Raw genomic sequence first — 17,531 nt, 5'->3', positions numbered from 1 at the left:
ACAATAAATGAAAATGAAATCTACTTTAAAAAATGCATGTTACGCAATGGCTCTTATAGCCGGAATTTCTTCTTGTTCAAAAGATAAATCGAATGATCTAATATCAGAGAATAAAGGGAATTATATATTAACAGTTACTCCGGTCGCCTCAACAGGAGTCGCAGATTATTTGCTTACAGCCGATAACTTAGAATCCGGTACACTTTCTACTGCTGGAAATGGTTTGGAGCAGGATGGTACGTTTCGTTATTATGTGACAACAAACAATAAATTTTTCAGCATGCTGTATGGCCAGGGAAACCCGGGTGCTGTAACTACCTATAATATTCAGAACGGGAAATTATCTAAATTATCTAATTTCCAAACTGAAACGGTTCAGGCATTTGCTCCGGTAAATAATGACCTTTTATTGGTGAAAATTCCGAGAACATATGGCAACAAAGCAAACTGGTACCAAGTAGATACAGATAAATTGCTAATTACTAGTGAAGGCCAGTTAGATGTCGCCAATTTAACAGGTAATGGCGAAACAGCACATTTCTCCTGGTTAAAACAAGTTAACAATAAGGTGTTTGCACCATATTTTTCTATTAAGGCTTGTTGTGCAGACGGCTTCGGTACAAATTATCCGGACAGTGCCTGGGTAGCTGTTTATGATTATCCGAGCATGAAACTAGAAAAAATTATCAAAGACAATCGTACCAGCTTCATCGGAAGATATTTCGTGGACGGCTTGGGCGTATTAGAAAATGGAGATACTTATGCATTTTCAAGTTCTGTGGCAACTACCGGAGGTGTATTTAGCTCTAAAAAGCCATCAGCAATTACACGTATTAATGCTGGTACTACAGAATTTGATCAAAACTATTACTTTAATTTTCAAGATGCATCTGGTGGAATGAACATAACAAACTGGATTTACATTGGTGGTGGGAATTTTGTAGTGAATGCAACTACAGCCGCAGAAAAAGGCGCATATAATACAGGCGTTCATATAGGGATCGTTAATGTAAATAATAAAACGTTTAAAGCGGTAACCGGTATGCCTGACCTTGATAAGATCGGAAGTGTAACTGATCATAACTTTACGCCTAAAGATGGCAGAACGGCTTATATGGGGGTAACATTAAAAGACGGAAGCAGCTTTGTATACAAAATTGATGCAGTGACAGCGACTGCTACGCAAGGACTTAAAGTTGAAGGCGGTACAATTACTTCCATCAGTAAATTATAAGAATTAATCTCTCTGTTCAATTGATTAGCCCGCTGATGTGAATTGGCGGGCTAATCATCATTTAAATCTTATGTATACTACAATCGTATTACTGCTTTTTGTTGCCTTTTTGCTCTTGTATAATCTTTCCAAAAAAAGCAAATGGGAAACGAAAACTGACTGGGTGGTTAAGATGGCCTCACAACCGTTACTGACCAGAGTTATAAGTTTTTCAATGATGTTAATCTCCTGCCTGATTCTGATCTGTATAAATGGTTTGGCTTCAGGAATTTTTGGCTTTATTGTGATATTGATGGCCATGGGTAGTTTAATAGTCCTTTTATTTCCTTTCCATTATCTCTCGACTAAGCATGTAGTGATCTTATACGTGCTGTTTGCCGGTTTAGAACTTTTTATCTTTTAATATGCCTGCTAATAAAAAATACCTGACTAAATCTCCTATCCAGAGGTTTCTTAAAATCACAGCTGGTGTAATCGGAGGATATGCAGTTATGATATCCTTTCATCATTTGTTCGGTTACATTTTTGAGCCTAAAGATGTAGTTATTACTGCCGGAATTACCGGATATATTCTTTGGGCGGTTCTCTTATTACTGGCTTTTTTAGCTGAAAAAGCTTGGAAAATATGGCTATACTATATATTGCTAACCGTCCTTTTCGCTCTTCCAATTTTATTGAAATTATAATCTAAATCATGAATATCAGAAAGTATAATATTTATTTTCACACCCATACGATAAGCGGTATTATAATCTGTGCTCTGCTTTATGTTATATTTTTTGCGGGCTCTTATTCCTTCTTTAAAAAAGAGATTTCAGCATGGCAAAGTAATACTTCCTACAGCGCACACGAGAATCAGCCTGTTGTTTACAATAAACTTCTGGACTCTTTAAATCAGAAACATAATCTGACCGGCAGGGACATCTCACTATACTTTCAGCAACATACCTTTGACAGTTATGTGGATATGTCTGCCTCTAAAGACAGTACACTTGTACCGAAGAAAAAGCATGCTGAAGAAGTTGGAAAAGGAAGAGGCAGAGGTCGTGGCAGAGGCGGGGATGGTGCGTATTTTAAATACAACTTCATCAACGGCAATTCTTCAACTTATCAGCAATCTTATGATATGGGTGAGTTTTTATACAGACTCCATTTTTTAGCACAGCTAAATTCAGTACCTATTAGACTAGGAACCCCTTTTGGTTATCTATTGGCGGGAGTGGTTTCATTTATCTTCTTGTTTGCCTTGATTACAGGTTTAATGCTGCACTGGGATAAAATTGTATCTAACTTTTTCATATTCCGGCCTTGGTCAAAGGTAAAGACCGTATGGACCGACGCACATACCGCATTGGGAGTGATTGGCTTCCCATATCAGTTTATTTACGCTATAACGGGTATTATCCTGATTTTTAATGTGGTAATAATTACGCCGTTCAGCACAATTTTTTACGGTGGAAAAGCAGATAAACTGTATCAGGACCTAGGTTATTCTGATTCACGGGAATACAACTATTCTTATCATGCACTGAATAAGAAAGTAGATGTGAACTCTTATGTAGACCGTACTAAGAAGTTATGGAAGGACCCCTTCATTCAGAATGTTTCCATTAAAAACTATGGTGATACGTCTATGCATATCATTATAGAAGGTACTGCAAATAAAAAGGAAAGTTTTGCTGGTACCGGTAAAATTATTTATAAGGTAGAAAATGATCAGATAGTCTTTCATAAGTCACCTTTGACTGATGTAACGTATGTAGACAAGGTTCGTAGTCTGATTTACAGATTGCATTTTGGAGATTATGGGGGGTATGCATTGAAAATAATTTACTTCGTATTAGGTATAATGGGATGTGTGGTTATTATTTCCGGCATACTTGTCTGGCTAGTTGCCAGAGACAAAAATAATATTCCGGCCTACAAGCGTAAGTTTAATTTCTGGCTTGCAAATATATTTTTGGCCGGTTGCCTGGCTATGTTTCCTGTAACTGCATTAACCCTCGTTGCAGTAAAGGTTAATGGCGCAGCGGATCAGGACTTTATCTACCATTTCTATTTCTATAGTTGGTTGATACTTGGAATGTATTATGTTATTCGTAAAGATCTGAACCGCACAAACCGGGAAACGATTTTACTGGGAAGTATATTCAGTTTATGTATTCCAATAGCGAATGGAATTTGTACGGGTAACTGGATCTGGAATACCTATGCATCGGGTGCCGTAGATATTCTTTTTATCGACGTTTTTAGTATTGCACTGGCTGTGATTGGTTTTATCAGCTTTTATAAGATTCGTCAGAGACAGAAAAAACAGGCTGAAACTACGTAGAGATATCTTGTTAATAATTTCGTAAGGTGTGAGGTCAATAGGTGTATATTGAGCTCACACCTTTTTTCTTTGCAACATTTCAGGATTCGCTTTAATCGTATGTATTCAGTCGTTATTTTTTACATTTGAATTTAAGCTGGCAAAATGAAAATAATATCGGTAAATGATTTCTATAAGGATGTTTCTGCCGGAGCACCGGATTTGAACAGCAAGGAAATCGGACATTTCGATGTGTTCGACCTTAAAGCGCTTATTGCTCAAATGAAAGGTAAACCCGAAATGCCTTATAACCGCCGTGCATATTATAAAATCAGCCTGATTTGCGGGAAAAATACAGCTGAGTATGCAGATAAAATAATCGAGATTGATCAATACGCATTATTGTTCGCTACGCCTAAAATCCCCTATAACTGGATTCCTATGGGGCCAGACCAATCTGGTTATTTCTGTATTTTCACGGAAGATTTCTTAAATCCAGGCCGCAATGGTGTTTCCATTGACGAATTACCCATATTTAAAGCGGGAGGGTACCCAGTTTTCGAGGTTTCTTCCGAAAGAAGTGTTGAAATTGCACTGATCTTTAAAAAGATGATCGGTGAGTTATCATCAGCCTATACTTTCAAATTTGACTTGCTACGTAATTATATTTTGGAACTGATTCATTATGGTCAGAAATTACAGCCAGTATCTGCTTCATATCCAATGCATACTGCCTCTGCAAGGGTGTCTTCTTTGTTTGAAGAGCTCCTGGAGCGGCAGTTCCCAATCGAATCAGTCGGGCAGAAACTCCAGTTACGCACAGCTAAGGCTTATGCTGACCGGTTGTCTGTACATGTCAATCACCTGAATAAAGTTTTAAAGGAACAGACAGGAAAAACGACAACCGAAATTATATCAGATCGGATAATCAGGGAGGCCAAATTACTGCTTAGACAAACAGACTGGAACATTTCAGAAATAAGCTATTGTCTTGGATTTGAAGAGATTGCACATTTCTCCAATTTCTTTAGAAAACAAACCAAACTGTCTCCAGTAGAATTTCGTTCCTGATCTAAACCTGAATTTGATAATTTGAATTTTGCAAACAATGGATTGATGTTTGCAAGCAGCAATGTGGTAAAATATCGACTTTTGGGTTTATAATATCATTAATTCATATCAAATGGCAGTTTTAAACAAAATCGCATTAATTACTGGTGGGAGCCGTGGATTAGGCAAAGACATGGCAATAAGTCTTTCTAAAAAAGGAATAGACATAATATTAACATACCATTCTAAAAAGGACGAAGCGCAGGACGTCGTAGCCGAGATTGAAAAGAATGGACAGAAAGCACTGGCAGTCCAGCTGGATACAGGCAATGTAAAGAGCTTTGACTCCTTTTTTGTAGAGTTATCATCTCAGTTGCAAGATAAATTTCAGGCTGAAAAATTTGATTTTTTAATCAATAATGCGGGGGTCGGGCTCGGTGGTGGTTTTTTGGATACCACAGAAGATGAGTTTGACTTATTATCGGCTATTCATTTCAAGGGTGTATTCTTTCTCACCCAAAAAGGGGTCGCACTGATTAATGATGGTGGTAGAATAATTAATATTTCAACAGGATTAACCCGCTTTGTGGGATCCGGACTAGCGGCATACGCGAGCATGAAAGGAGCAATTGAGGTGCTTTCAAAGTACATGGCTAAAGAGTTGGGTAAAAGAGGTATCGCTGTAAATGTTGTCGCTCCAGGAGCTATTGAGACAGATTTCGGAGGTGGAGTTGTACGGGATAATACACAGGTCAATCAATATCTGGCTAATGCTACTGCACTAGGCAGGGTAGGGCGCGCAGATGATATTGGTTGGGTTGTAGCTTTTCTTTGTACTGCAGATGCAAAATGGGTTAATGCTCAGCGTATTGAAGTTTCTGGTGGTATGAATCTGTAAAGTACGGGACAAAGGGCCGGAAGTAGAATACAGATTTTCTCCATAATTGGCATATAGTTTAGCGGTAAATCTTGTATTTATGCGTATTAAACTTCTGTGTTTATCTCTTCTTTTCTACATTCTTTGCCCCGTTATTGGCAAAGCACAGGTAATTGATTCACTTGCTTACCGGCCTAAAGTTTCTTCTTTTATTATTCCTGCCGTGCTAGTCGGATATGGGCTGGTATCACTCTCCTGTAATTCTCCCATCCGTCATCTGGATTTTTCGACGCGGAATGAGCTGCAGGAAGACCATCCTTTATTTGCCGCTCATGTAGATAATTATCTGCAATTTGCACCCGCTGTCGCCGTCTATGGACTTAACCTGGCCGGTATTAAGGGTAAACATTCGTTGGTAGATGCTACCGGTATTTACTTGCTTTCAGAGGCGATTATGAGCGGAACAGTTTTTTCCGTGAAGCGTATGACCAATCGGGAACGTCCGGACCACAGTGGCTTTAATTCATTCCCATCTGGCCATACTGCTAATGCATTTGCCGCCGCAGAGTTTCTGATGCAGGAATACAAAGACGTTTCTCCCTGGTATGGATATGCAGGATACACAGTAGCGACCGCGACCGGGGTCCTAAGAATGTATAATAATAAACATTGGTTAAGTGATGTGATCACTGGTGCAGGTGTAGGGATTATATCCACTAAGCTCGCCTATATAATCTATCCTAAACTTAAAAAACTTGTGGTTGGAACTAAGGCGCAGCAGTATAATCTTATTCCTGCATATCAGAATCACACGTTTGGTTTGGCCTTTAATGCGAGGTTGTAAGTTATATAATCGGTACACTTACAGAACCATTAACTAATATTTTGAAAACAAATGCACCCTTTAAAAGATTGTAGGTATTACTTTATCAATTCAATTAAGTATGCCTGAAGGTCCGTCTATTGTTATTCTAAAAGAAAAGATGTCTTATCTCAAAAATAAAGTTGTAGCTGAGGCTTCTGGTTATGCTGATGTGGATATGGAAGCAATTGCCCATCGGAAGATTCTGGATTTTAAAACATGGGGAAAGAATTTTTTTATTTGTTTTAGTGATTTCAGCATCAGAATACACCTGGGATTATTTGGAAGCTACCAGTTTCATGAGCCCAAAAAAGTGAATCCAAAATTGGCACTTCATTTCAATGATGACAGTGTTTATTTTTATGTATGTACGGTGCAACGCATTGATGTACCCCTTGATACATTGTATGACTGGACAGCAGATGTGATGAATGAGCAATGGAGTGCAGTAAGCGCACTGGAAAAGCTGAAAAAACATCCTAATAAGAAAATATGTGATGTACTGCTGGATCAGAAGATATTCAGCGGGGTTGGAAATATCATTAAAAATGAGGTGCTATTTCGGGCGAAGGTTCATCCGGAGAGTATTGTTCAATATATTCCTTTAAAAAAACTGGAGAAAATCACAGAAGAATGCCGGAATTATAGTTTTGATTTCCTCAAGTGGAGAAAACGAAACGAATTAAGCCGGCATTATGAAGTATATCAGCAACAAGAACTTAAGGGGACCGATCAGGAAGTGACAAGAAAAGATACAGGAACAACCAGACGTACTAGTTACTTCATAGAGGGGATACAAAAGCTTTATGTGCATTAATTCCAAAACCATTTAATACCGGACCTGTTTTACATAAAATTCAAATTATGTATAGAACAGTTGTAATTACGGGTGCCTCTAGCGGTGCAGGAAGAGCAATAGCTTATGAATTTGCTCTTCAAAAGGATAATCTGGTTTTAGCGTCCAGAAACATCGATGAACTTGAGGAAGTTAAAGCAGAATGTGAATCAATGGGTGGAACGGCTATTTGTGTGTATACAGATGTAACCAGTTATGGAGATGTGATAAACCTGGCCTCAGCGGCTGCCGATTTCGGTGGAAATATTGATATATGGATTAATAATGCCGGCGTACTGGCAGCAGGTTCTTTTGAAGATACTCCGGTTGAAGTGCTAGACCAGGTTATTCGTACTAATCTAATGGGATATATTCATGGAGCACATGCAGTACTGCCATATTTTAAAAGTCAGGAGCGGGGAGTATTGATTAATAATATTTCTATCGGAGGCTTTCTGCCGGTTCCTTATGGTGTTGGATATTCTGCAAGTAAATTTGGTCTGAGAGGGTTTTCGGCGTCCTTACGCGCTGAGCTGGTTAACTTTAGCGGGATACATATATGCGATGCCTATCCTGCATTTTTAGATACACCAGGTATTCAGCATGCCGCAAATTATACGGGCAAGAGTATTCGGCCTGCACCTCCTGTTTATGATCCTGCAAGGCTTGCAATTGCGATAGCAGAACTCGCAGCCCATCCAAAATCTGAAGTTATGGTAGGAAGTGCTTCCATTTTACTCCGCTATGCCTATGCTGTATTTCCAGCTTTAACCAGCAGAATTACCGCTAAGGTGATTAGTACTTATCTGAACCGCTCAGAACCCATAGAGAAGGTTGACGGGAACGTTTTTAATACTGTTAAATATGGAAACGCGGTACATGGAGGGTGGGGTGTCCCGGGAAAACCAAAAGCACATAGAAAATATATTGCAGCTGGATTATTGATGCTTTCTGCAGCTGGACTAATGTTGCTCCGCAAAAAATAAAACGCTAAACTGAAATGTAATTAGGGCATTGACTCTTAACCTTGAAGACGAATAGAATCAGTCGCGTCTAATTCGATGCCTTGTTTTTAGGAGACAGCTTCACATGATAGCAAAAACGTAATGCTTGATTGTGTGGCAGGCTCCATAATCTCATTATTCGTATTTCAACGCCCTAACCGGGTTTCCTTTTGCTGTTTGATAGGATTTGATACTTATTGTCAATAATGTAATCAGTGCGGAGATTAGTGATGCAAAGCAAAATGGCCATATATTAAGCTGTATCCGGTAAGCAAAGCCTGAAAGCCAGTGCGAAACGAATAAATACGCCAATGGCCAGGCAAGAAAATTGGCGATTAATACCATCGTCATAAATGAACTATTCAGCATATTAACCAACTCGGTTGTAGATGCACCCAGCACTTTTCTGATCGCAACTTCTTTAGTTCTTTGCACGGCAACGAAAGAAATCAGTCCGAAAAGGCCGATAAAAGAAATTGAAAGGATCACCATTGTAGATATATTGAAAATCATTCCTGTAATTCTTTCATTTTCATAGTAATTCTGCATTTCATCATTTAGAAGATTAACATTGTAGATTGAGTTGGGATAGTTTTCATTCCATAAAGATTCAATATCCTTCATGCTCTGCATTAACTCCAGACTATTCATTTTAATTGCCGCAGTATAATATTCGCCTTTTTGAGGATAAATGGCGATAGGCGAAATATTCTGCTGTAATGAGAGATCGTTATAATCTTTCACAACGCCTGTTATTGGCATTTTATAACCATTGGTAATCAATTCCTTTCCAATAGCCTGTTCAGGATCTGAGATATTCATCTTTTTTAAGAATGTTTCATTGACCACGCAGCCATTTATAGTATCACTTTTTTTAAAAACTTTTCCTGCGATCAGTTTTAAACCGAATAATTCAATATAGTTTTCATCTGCTTTGGAGTTTCTAAGTTCAAAATCCTGATTTTTCTTTCCGTCATAACTGAAATCGGAAGTTGTGATATCATTTGATAAAGGCGCACCCTGACAAAAACTAACATTTTCTATGCCTGCGATTTTTAGTAGTCTTTCTTTGAATGAACTGTATTTCAGTTGACTGAGACTGTCAGAAGGCAAATTGACTAAAGCCACTGCGTCTGGGTTGAAGCCTAATGGTTTTTCTCGTAAATATTTCATTTGCTTCACGATAACCAGCGTACCAATGATCAGTATAATACTTATAGAGAATTGGAAGATAACAACAACTTTTCTCAGATTCAATCCATTAGAGTTTATCGAAATCTTATTTTTTATTGCCAGAATAGGGTTGAAATTTGAGATAACAACAGCAGGATAGAAGCCCGCTAAAAAGCTGATGGTAATTACCAATACAGCCATGAAGAGGAAAATTATCGGATCACTGAATAAGCTCAGTTCGACTTTGCCTTTGAAAAGATTCTCCATTGCAGGTAGACTTAGTTCTGTAATGACACAGGCGATTAATAAAGCGATCAAAGTAATCGAAAATGTTTCTGTTAAGAACTGGATAACCAGCTGTTTTCTTTCACTGCCCATGACTTTACGAACTCCGACCTCTTTTGATCGGTTAACAGCTTGTGCGGTAGCAAGGTTTATAAAGTTGATACAAGCGGTGAGTATTAAAAATAAACCAATCAGACTAAGTCCGTAAATTTCTTTTCTGGTGATAGAGCTTTCTGCAAAACTTCCATACTTGTCATTAAAATGAATATCAGCCAGCGACTGTAATTTATTTTCCTGATTTCCTAAAATTTGCTGGTTTTGATAATGGTTTTTATTAAAACGTGCGATTGGCGCTTCTAAATCAGCAGGGGTTAAACCTTTTTTCAACAGAACATAACATTCCATCGCGGAATTGACTCCATCCCAATTAATGAATTTTTTGCTGTTAAACGTTTCATAGCTGATTACGATCTCTAATGGCAAACTGCTATTTTTAGGAATATCCTTAAATACTCCGGTAACAAGCAGATTTATTTTACCAAAAAGAAAGCTCTTACCCATAGCGTTGTCAGTGCTTCCATAAAATTTCTTTGCCATATTCTCTGAAAGAATGACCGTATTAGGTTCGGACAACGCCAGTTTTTGATTACCGGCGTTAAAAGGAAGATCGAATATTTCAAAGAATTCCGGATCGGTATAATACACAGATTCCCGTGTTTTGAGTACTATCTTACCACTTTCATCTTTGATATATATAATTCCTCCTCTGCCGATCACGGGGGTGACTTTATCCAAACCGGAAATTTCGTCTTTGACTGCCTGAACAAGCGGTAACGGGATTCCTTTTGAATAATCCTCATTGCCAGAATAGTTCCAATGGGTGACAAACCTGTAGATCCTATCCCCATTTTTGTGACCTTTATCAAAACTCAGCTGATAATTCAGGAAAACAAAAAGAAGCATACAGCCAGCTATGCCTATGGATAAACCTGTTATGTTAATTAAGGTATATGTTTTGTTTTTCCAGAGATGACGCCACGCAATTTTTAGATTCAATCGAAACATAATACGTTTTTTTCTAATCATCTAAAAGCTATGCCACTATCAATTCTTATTTTAAATAATTGATAATTAGCTGTTTATGTATAGTGTTCATTTTTTATTGTACATTTTCGGACAAGAAATGAACAATTTCGTACAGTTACTTTCTTGTCCAATGATTTGCCCAATTTTTAATAGTCTGGTAATTTGAGAAGCAAAAAAAAGTTATACCAGTGAAAATTGTAATCCAGCAATAGATTAGTTTTACACCACTGATATTACTGGCGAGCAGGTAAAGGATCAATGTCGGTAATATCGCAACTACCAGACATACAAGTAAGGATATAATCAGTGGCGCTATCAGATGGTCGATTACTGCAATTAATTTTATTTTCCTGAGGATAAACGCAACAAACGTGAGGCCTAGAACGCCAAAAATTATTGCTGCAAAACCGTACATCAATACCTGCTCAGGATGTTGGTTAATACCACTTTCATATCCGAAAAACTGATTAAAGTTGAATCCCATTGTAAGCTTTTTCTTCCTGCGAAATGATAAACAGATTCTTCTGACGGTACCCTAGTAATCCGGCCAAAAGTAAATTTGGAAACTCCTGTATTCCGATATTATAAAGGTTCACACTATCATTATAATACTCTCGTCTGTCTGCTATTTTATCTTCCATTTGTGAAATCCGCTTTTGAAGTTCAAGAAAGTTATTGTTCGACAACAACGCAGGGTAATTTTCAGAAACAGCGAATAAGGATTTGGTTGCCTTAGCCAGTTCACTAGAATTTGCTATTTTTTCATCAATTGTTGTCGAATTCATGAAATCAGTTCGTAATCTGGTTAGATTCGTTAACATAGATTTTTCGTGTTCCATATAAGCAGAAGTGACCTTTACCAGTTCGGGAATTTCATCGGCTCGTTGCTTGAGAATCACATCTATATTCATGAATGCTTTCTCGATATTGTTTTTAAGCATGACCAGCTTGTTAAATATGCCGATGAAAAAACTCAGGGCGATTATTACGAGTAATAATCCGACTATTAATGCGATGTTTTGTGCAGTCATAATTGCTTAAGATATAATGATATATATGATTATAAGTGTAATGAAAAATAAGGTAGTAAAAAAGGATTTGTATAAAGGGGTAAACTTATTCTTAATGGCCACCTCATGAGGAAATGCAACCCCGAATACCCCATGATGGTCGTCTTTCTGAATTAACGTTTCACCGTTATTACTGGTCGCCTTTCCAATCAGCAGAAGATAATCGTCATTTTTAAGGTAGGTTTCATAATATCGTTTATCACCACTTTCTACTTCTTTGTCTACCCGCTGTATATAGTAATCGAGCCCATCGCCATTAACTAAGACAGAGCCGGTTTCATCTTTGATTCTAAAAGTACTTGTTTTTCGTTCAGAAAATATATTACTCCATGTGGTATTTCCATCTTTATCACGCCTACGCTGTTCTATACGAATGGAGTACCCTATACAGGGTGTTTGAAAATGAGGTGAGATTAAAGGTTCTAACTCAATAAGGTCCCCGGCAACTTCGACCAAACCCATTGCTACAGCATTCATTTTTGAAGTCGGTAATATCGCCTGTAATTTGTAAAAGCGTGTTCTGGAAGTTGGGAAAAAGATTGAATCGAGAATAAATATTAGCGGTATGATGAGCAGCAATAATGATAATTTGCCTTCAGAATATAACCAGAACCCTATTATTAGAAATCCAAACACACCTATCGACTGGATCGAACGTTGAAATTTGCCCTTCTTCGGGGTTTGATATTTATCATTAAAACGCTTGTCGGTTTCTTTATTCTCCTTACTACTTCTGAAAATTGAAATGACCATTCCAATTACTCCGATTAAGAAGATTGATACAAATAATAAACTTACAATTAGTAAAGCCCACCCAGGGCGGACCAGATACGCTATAACAACCAGAAGCGGATGTGTAATGAAAAATAGGTATTTAGGACGGATGTCAATGTTGTATAATCCATTGAAAATCAATGTGTAAAATAATGCAATACCCTCACTGAAAATAAGAAGAAATATTAGGACCGGTGTATCGATCTGCTGGCTGCTGAAGAATTTTAATAGTTCGTTCATAGATATTGTTTCAGCTTTAATTTCGGAATATCAGTTCAAGTTCCTGCGGCAGACTTCTGCGCAAATTGGCTCTTTCCTGGTCAGTAAGTGGATTATTAGTTAATCTTATTTTAGACAGTTTCTTCATTTTTCCAATCTCAGTTGGAAGAGTTGTAAATTGATTATTGCTCAAGTCTAATTCGGCGAGATTTGGGAAGTTAAAAATTTGTGTGGGAAATGACCTTAAATTCTGTCCACTCAAGTCCAGATTAAAAACGAGTTCAGGAAATTGTAGTGCTTCCTGTAGATTATTATATTCAGTCTTATCAATTTTACGGGATTTTCCTTCGAATAACTTGCCCAAAAGAATTAATAAAAGTACAGCCAGAAAAAATATGCAAAGGAAGACTGCCCAGACAGGAGCATCGTCTTTTTCATGAGTAAAAATTCGTAGGTAGATAAAATAACCCATTCCACCCATCATGCCTAATAACATTAGGAAACCTATTCCGACAAATAACGACATCATTACGGAAATTGCAGAAAAAGTTCTTTTAGACCTGCTATAAAGCCAGCCAAGACCTGCGGCTAACACCCAGAATAGAGTAATTGCAGCTCGTATAAGAGTGTTGCCATTTTCAAAGAATGTGAGACTAATCATACCGGGCAACATTAATGCAAACCAAATAAGTATGGAAACGAGGAATAAAATGCCGTTTCCCGATTTCTTCTTTTTTACGAGCCACAATTTTGCAAGTCCAATAGACAGCAATGAGATTATCAGAAATAAATAACCCGCGGAGGTAATTTGAAGGAGGAGAGCTGATGTAGTCATATAGAATTTTCAAACTAACAAAAACTAAGCCGGGCCATTGTTTTAGGCTACTTTAAGTTAAAAAATTCTTGTGTTGTGGAATATTTTTTTGGTTTTTGTCCGATGTATCTCTCGAATATCCTGGTGAAGTGACTTAAATTGGAGAATCCCATTTTATAACCTGCTTCGGAAACGGACATGTTCTTCTCTCTGATTAGGTAGGCGGCCTCTTTTAGCCGAAAAGATTGATAATAGCTGTAAATGCTATTGCCAAAAATCTGTTTGAAGAGTCTTTTCATTTTACTCTCACTCATACCTGCAGCAATAGCTAATGTGGATAAATTCGGAGAGATATTTAGGTCTGCAATTATTTGATTCCTGATTTTATATATATTCTTCACATCATTTACATTTAACGGGTATGCAGCAGCCCGCTGATTTCGTAACAGTTCTGAAAATAAAAGATATATTAATTGTTCCGCCTGAAGTCTGCTGTGAAAATGATGTAGTTCTTTCGGTATCTGTTCATTTATGAGTCCGTTTGCTACTGAATGCATTTCGGGCGATATAATTTGCTCGTAAATATAGGGTTGCTGTCCTGATATGATGTTTTGCAGAAAGGCATCATCCGGACCGGGCTTTAGCAATTCTTCCAGCAGATCTTTTTTGACAGCAATAATTATCGTGTCAACTTTTGAATTTGCAGGAAGAAAAATCTCTGAATCCATTCCGGCAGATGCGATTTGGATATATGGCGAAGAGTGATGTTCACCCTGCTTTTGGCTAAAGAAATTGTGAAACGCCAGCACAACCATTTCGTTGACATTACCGGTTACCAGTCTTCTGAATGTAAAGTCGTCTTTCAGCTGATACAGTCTGATCATTATTTTTAACCGGTTTCCTAGATCTATACCTCTGAGATATCCGGAACCCATATTTTCTGGTATCGTAAGTACTCCATCGTTTACCGTCGTACCCAGCATGTCAGCAAACGCCTGCAATAAACCGACATCTCCATTGACTTTAAATTCCAATATCATATTTTGGTCGTTTAGGACTATTTTTCGCTTTAATATAGCTATTTTAATTGTTTATGTCTTCTGACCTTTGGTTTAGTAAAATAGAAACGATGAGTAATAAATTGACAAAAGGAAAAAGTATTGCTATTATTGGCGGTGGTCCGGGGGGCTTGATACTAGCCCGACTTCTCCAGATGAAGGGTGTAATGGTAAAAGTTTACGAACGAGACCTTGATAAGAATGTGAGGCAGCAGGGAGCGACCCTGGATCTGCATAATGAATCCGGTTTAAAAGCATTGCAGGATGCAGGACTAATGGAGGAATTTATAAAAAACTATCGTCCAAATGCAGATTTATTGCGTATAGTTGATAGGAAAGGGAATATCCTGACAGATCAACATACCATGTTGAAAGATGATACAATTACATTCGGTCATGCGCATTTTCGCCCGGAAATAGACCGTGGCCCGTTAAGGGATATTTTAATTAATTCACTATCTCCGGAGACTATTATCTGGAATTGTCAATTTGTAAATATGGAACCTTCAGGTGACGGCTGGCAAATCAGCTTTAAAAATGGAAATACAGTTTTTGCAGATATTGTCATCGGTGCTGATGGAGCTAATTCAAAAATTCGCCCGTATATGACTGAAATTAAGCCGTTTTATTCAGGGATTACAGTTATAGAAGGCTTGATCCATGATTCCGCAGAAAAAGCACCGGATATTCATGCCCTGGTAAAAGAAGGTAAGGTGTTTGCATTTGGCAACGATCAGTCAATCATTTTGAGTTCAAAAGGTGATGGAAGCACTGCATTTTATTTCGGTTTTAAGGCCGCAGAATGCTGGACAAAGACTTGTGGCTTGGATTTTACAGATCGGGAACAACTGCTTTCATGGTTTAAAGAAGAATATAGCGATTGGGGTGGCATATGGGACGGAATGATTACCAGTGCTGAAAATTTATTCATTCCAAGACCACAATATTGTATGCCATTCGACCAGAATTGGAAAGCTGGAGCCAATATCACAATGCTTGGAGATGCAGCACACCTGATGCCACCATACGCAGGAGAAGGCGTAAACATGGCGATGCTTGACGCGTTGGAATTAAGCCAATGTCTGGTTAACGAAGATTTTGAAGATTTGCAGACTGCAATAGCATTTTATGAAAAACAAATGCGAACCAGAGCCGCTGAGGTTGCGATGATAACTATGGACTCTACAGCAATGCTACATTCGGATGAAGCTATACCATTTATGACCGGTGTGCTCTCCTGATAACTAGTTTAAACGTTTACTCTTAAAGGTAAGGATTGTTTTTCTTTGAAAATTGAAATCATTATTTTTGAACAGTAATTAGAGTATGATGGCGGAATCTGAGGAAAGAAATAAGTTTAAAAAACTAGCCGGGCAGTTGCATTGCCCAAGCGGAGATGATGGTATAAAAACTGCTGATCAGATGGCACAAAGCAACAGTAATATGATTAGCCAAACGATCCAATCTTTGAAAATAGGGCCGGATGACATCATATTGGAGATTGGGCCCGGTAACGGAAGCCATCTGCCTGAAATATTAAGTTTGAATGGTACTGTGAGATATAACGGGGTCGATATTTCATCTACGATGGTTAATGAGGCGATTAAACTTAATCAGTTACCTATTCAGCAAGGCAGAGCTGACTTTGGATTATCAGATGGCGATTTTCTGAATTTTAAGGATGCAATCTTTACCAAAGTGTTTAGCGTTAATACTCTATATTTCTGGCAACACCCTGTCGCATATGCCAGGGAAATACTCCGGGTACTGATATCTGGAGGACATTTATATCTTACATTTGCCAGTCGCGATTTCATGGAAAAACTACCTTTTACAGCTTATAATTTTAAGCTTTATCACGTGTCAGAGGTTTCTGATATCCTGAAAAGCGCTGGATTTGAACTCGGAAATCTCAGCTCTTTTACCGAAAAAATAAGAAGTAATGCCGGTATGGATGTAGAACGGGAATTCTACATCCTGGAAGCAAAAAAACCTGAATAATCAGCATTCAACTATTGTAAATTCGGTGGTAAGGGCTTCAAGTTTCTTTTTGCATAGCTTTTTAGTGAGCGCGGTGAAGTCAAGGCCTAATTTATAAAGGTTTATTGCATCCTCTTTTTTTACACTGAATGTTTCACTATAACGAGCCCTTGAATAACTTCTGGTCAATATATCGAAGAGTTTTTTTCGTTCCGCTCCACTTGCCAGATAGTGATCGTAAGGATCGTCTGAGAAGCACCGGCATAGTTTGAGCAGACGATGAAGGTGATGGATATCGGAGCGATATTGCATAAATAGGGTAATCATCGCGATACAGCATTGCTCAACCACCTGATGTAGCAAGAACGTGCAAATTGCATACTGCTCATTATTAAGGCAAGTTTCAGCACCTGAAAGGAAAGCGTTAGCTAATGCATATCTTTTCTCAAATTGAATTTCTGTGTTTTCTACATCCCGGGGAAGCTGATCAGGTATACTAATATCTGAAATAGGGGCTCCATCCATACTATATAATACTTTGCCTGTTTTCAATACAGTAGTAAAAAAACTATTATAGCTAAAGACCGCATCCTGAACTGCCTGCTTCCCATGGCATAGAGTTATTATATCTCCAAATTCGAAATGCAGATTACAGAATTCCTGGCAATCATGAAGCGAACGCCTGGTATTTTGGGTGATTATAAGCAGGCAGCAATCAAATCGTTGCACGAAGTCGGTTCTTTGAAAGCAACTTTCTGCCTGTTCCCACTTGGTTTTTTCGGCAAATAATATAATTTGATAAGGCTGATATTTTTCTGCAATTAATTGGATAAGATTCTTAAACTCTTTTGCTAGTGTATTGTTTGATATTATCATGGCTTCGTTCATGATAGCTAATG

Annotated in this window: 18 protein-coding genes; 11 read left to right on the top strand and 7 right to left on the bottom strand. The window is 38.0% G+C overall.

Going from position 1 to position 17,531, the window contains the following annotated elements:
• Window positions 1-13: 13 nt before the first annotated feature.
• From BLR53_RS03110 to BLR53_RS03070, 9 genes are all read left to right on the top strand, one after another.
• Window positions 14-1,234, top strand: a complete 1,221-nt coding sequence (locus BLR53_RS03110) for a DUF4374 domain-containing protein (RefSeq protein ID WP_037440158.1) — start codon at window positions 14-16, stop codon at window positions 1,232-1,234.
• Window positions 1,235-1,304: 70 nt separating this feature from the next.
• Window positions 1,305-1,637 carry a hypothetical protein gene (locus BLR53_RS03105; protein ID WP_074587043.1) on the top strand — a complete coding sequence of 111 codons (333 nt, stop codon included), beginning with the start codon at window positions 1,305-1,307 and terminating at the stop codon, window positions 1,635-1,637.
• Between the two features lies 1 nt (window position 1,638).
• The gene (locus BLR53_RS03100; protein WP_074587041.1) at window positions 1,639-1,920 is read left to right on the top strand and encodes a hypothetical protein; all 282 of its coding nucleotides are present in this window, start codon (window positions 1,639-1,641) and stop codon (window positions 1,918-1,920) included.
• Window positions 1,921-1,928: 8 nt separating this feature from the next.
• Window positions 1,929-3,566, top strand: a complete 1,638-nt coding sequence (locus BLR53_RS03095) for a PepSY-associated TM helix domain-containing protein (RefSeq protein WP_074587039.1) — start codon at window positions 1,929-1,931, stop codon at window positions 3,564-3,566.
• A gap of 144 nt (window positions 3,567-3,710) precedes the next feature.
• Window positions 3,711-4,616 carry a helix-turn-helix domain-containing protein gene (locus BLR53_RS03090; protein WP_176763506.1) on the top strand — a complete coding sequence of 302 codons (906 nt, stop codon included), beginning with the start codon at window positions 3,711-3,713 and terminating at the stop codon, window positions 4,614-4,616.
• 112 nt (window positions 4,617-4,728) lie between these two features.
• Window positions 4,729-5,493, top strand: coding sequence for an SDR family oxidoreductase (locus tag BLR53_RS03085; RefSeq protein WP_074587037.1), 765 nt, complete (start codon window positions 4,729-4,731; stop codon window positions 5,491-5,493).
• Window positions 5,494-5,572: 79 nt separating this feature from the next.
• Window positions 5,573-6,316 (top strand): phosphatase PAP2 family protein, encoded by a 744-nt coding sequence (locus BLR53_RS03080; protein WP_074587035.1) that lies wholly within the window; start codon window positions 5,573-5,575, stop codon window positions 6,314-6,316.
• Window positions 6,317-6,416: 100 nt separating this feature from the next.
• On the top strand, window positions 6,417-7,151 hold the full coding sequence (locus tag BLR53_RS03075) for a hypothetical protein (protein ID WP_037440107.1): 735 nt from the start codon (window positions 6,417-6,419) through the stop codon (window positions 7,149-7,151).
• A 47-nt stretch (window positions 7,152-7,198) separates the two neighbouring features.
• Window positions 7,199-8,155, top strand: a complete 957-nt coding sequence (locus BLR53_RS03070) for an SDR family oxidoreductase (RefSeq protein ID WP_074587032.1) — start codon at window positions 7,199-7,201, stop codon at window positions 8,153-8,155.
• 153 nt (window positions 8,156-8,308) lie between these two features.
• Here the strand turns inward: BLR53_RS03070 and BLR53_RS03065 are convergent, their stop codons facing one another.
• From BLR53_RS03065 to BLR53_RS03040, 6 genes are all read right to left on the bottom strand, one after another.
• Window positions 8,309-10,696 carry an ABC transporter permease gene (locus BLR53_RS03065; protein WP_074587344.1) on the bottom strand — a complete coding sequence of 796 codons (2,388 nt, stop codon included), beginning with the start codon at window positions 10,694-10,696 and terminating at the stop codon, window positions 8,309-8,311.
• Window positions 10,697-10,832: 136 nt separating this feature from the next.
• Window positions 10,833-11,201: a hypothetical protein gene (locus tag BLR53_RS03060; protein WP_074587029.1), complete on the bottom strand. Its 369-nt coding sequence runs from the start codon at window positions 11,199-11,201 to the stop codon at window positions 10,833-10,835.
• Window positions 11,185-11,748 (bottom strand): LemA family protein, encoded by a 564-nt coding sequence (locus tag BLR53_RS03055; protein WP_074587027.1) that lies wholly within the window; start codon window positions 11,746-11,748, stop codon window positions 11,185-11,187. Before BLR53_RS03055 ends, BLR53_RS03060 begins: the two co-directional genes overlap by 17 nt.
• Window positions 11,749-11,754: 6 nt before the next feature.
• Window positions 11,755-12,801, bottom strand: coding sequence for a hypothetical protein (locus BLR53_RS03050; RefSeq protein WP_074587025.1), 1,047 nt, complete (start codon window positions 12,799-12,801; stop codon window positions 11,755-11,757).
• 16 nt (window positions 12,802-12,817) lie between these two features.
• On the bottom strand, window positions 12,818-13,615 hold the full coding sequence (locus BLR53_RS03045) for a leucine-rich repeat domain-containing protein (protein WP_074587023.1): 798 nt from the start codon (window positions 13,613-13,615) through the stop codon (window positions 12,818-12,820).
• A 47-nt stretch (window positions 13,616-13,662) separates the two neighbouring features.
• Window positions 13,663-14,634, bottom strand: a complete 972-nt coding sequence (locus tag BLR53_RS03040) for a helix-turn-helix domain-containing protein (RefSeq protein ID WP_074587021.1) — start codon at window positions 14,632-14,634, stop codon at window positions 13,663-13,665.
• 89 nt (window positions 14,635-14,723) lie between these two features.
• Between BLR53_RS03040 and BLR53_RS03035 the strand changes: the two genes are divergently transcribed.
• Together BLR53_RS03035 and BLR53_RS03030 are read left to right on the top strand one after the other, a co-directional pair.
• Window positions 14,724-15,893, top strand: a complete 1,170-nt coding sequence (locus BLR53_RS03035) for an FAD-dependent oxidoreductase (RefSeq protein ID WP_074587339.1) — start codon at window positions 14,724-14,726, stop codon at window positions 15,891-15,893.
• Window positions 15,894-15,978: 85 nt separating this feature from the next.
• A complete protein-coding gene (locus BLR53_RS03030) occupies window positions 15,979-16,653 on the top strand; it encodes a class I SAM-dependent methyltransferase (RefSeq protein WP_081857496.1) in 675 nt (224 codons plus the stop codon).
• Here BLR53_RS03030 and BLR53_RS03025 read toward each other — a convergent pair whose 3' ends face one another.
• Complete coding sequence (locus tag BLR53_RS03025; RefSeq protein ID WP_037440092.1) at window positions 16,654-17,520, bottom strand: HEPN domain-containing protein; 867 nt, start codon at window positions 17,518-17,520, stop codon at window positions 16,654-16,656.
• Between the last annotated feature and the right edge of the window lie 11 nt (window positions 17,521-17,531).

The organism is Pedobacter antarcticus (assembly GCF_900103515.1).
GTDB lineage: Bacteria > Bacteroidota > Bacteroidia > Sphingobacteriales > Sphingobacteriaceae > Pedobacter > Pedobacter antarcticus.
The sequence above is the reverse complement of the archived record's forward strand: the minus strand, read 5'-3'. Positions and strand labels throughout refer to the sequence as shown.

Bases quoted from the DNA above. Each gene is read 5' to 3' on its own strand.
- BLR53_RS03080 (WP_074587035.1), top strand. From the start codon at position 5,573: ATGCGTATTAAACTTCTGTGTTTATCTCTTCTTTTCTACATTCTTTGC.
- BLR53_RS03035 (WP_074587339.1), top strand. From the start codon at position 14,724: ATGAGTAATAAATTGACAAAAGGAAAAAGTATTGCTATTATTGGCGGT.
- BLR53_RS03055 (WP_074587027.1), bottom strand. From the start codon at position 11,748: ATGACTGCACAAAACATCGCATTAATAGTCGGATTATTACTCGTAATA.
- BLR53_RS03105 (WP_074587043.1), top strand. From the start codon at position 1,305: ATGTATACTACAATCGTATTACTGCTTTTTGTTGCCTTTTTGCTCTTG.
- BLR53_RS03040 (WP_074587021.1), bottom strand. From the start codon at position 14,634: ATGATATTGGAATTTAAAGTCAATGGAGATGTCGGTTTATTGCAGGCG.
- BLR53_RS03070 (WP_074587032.1), top strand. From the start codon at position 7,199: ATGTATAGAACAGTTGTAATTACGGGTGCCTCTAGCGGTGCAGGAAGA.
- BLR53_RS03030 (WP_081857496.1), top strand. From the start codon at position 15,979: ATGATGGCGGAATCTGAGGAAAGAAATAAGTTTAAAAAACTAGCCGGG.
- BLR53_RS03090 (WP_176763506.1), top strand. From the start codon at position 3,711: ATGAAAATAATATCGGTAAATGATTTCTATAAGGATGTTTCTGCCGGA.
- BLR53_RS03075 (WP_037440107.1), top strand. From the start codon at position 6,417: ATGCCTGAAGGTCCGTCTATTGTTATTCTAAAAGAAAAGATGTCTTAT.
- BLR53_RS03100 (WP_074587041.1), top strand. From the start codon at position 1,639: ATGCCTGCTAATAAAAAATACCTGACTAAATCTCCTATCCAGAGGTTT.
- BLR53_RS03085 (WP_074587037.1), top strand. From the start codon at position 4,729: ATGGCAGTTTTAAACAAAATCGCATTAATTACTGGTGGGAGCCGTGGA.
- BLR53_RS03025 (WP_037440092.1), bottom strand. From the start codon at position 17,520: ATGAACGAAGCCATGATAATATCAAACAATACACTAGCAAAAGAGTTT.
- BLR53_RS03060 (WP_074587029.1), bottom strand. From the start codon at position 11,201: ATGGGATTCAACTTTAATCAGTTTTTCGGATATGAAAGTGGTATTAAC.
- BLR53_RS03110 (WP_037440158.1), top strand. From the start codon at position 14: ATGAAATCTACTTTAAAAAATGCATGTTACGCAATGGCTCTTATAGCC.
- BLR53_RS03050 (WP_074587025.1), bottom strand. From the start codon at position 12,801: ATGAACGAACTATTAAAATTCTTCAGCAGCCAGCAGATCGATACACCG.
- BLR53_RS03045 (WP_074587023.1), bottom strand. From the start codon at position 13,615: ATGACTACATCAGCTCTCCTCCTTCAAATTACCTCCGCGGGTTATTTA.
- BLR53_RS03095 (WP_074587039.1), top strand. From the start codon at position 1,929: ATGAATATCAGAAAGTATAATATTTATTTTCACACCCATACGATAAGC.
- BLR53_RS03065 (WP_074587344.1), bottom strand. From the start codon at position 10,696: ATGTTTCGATTGAATCTAAAAATTGCGTGGCGTCATCTCTGGAAAAAC.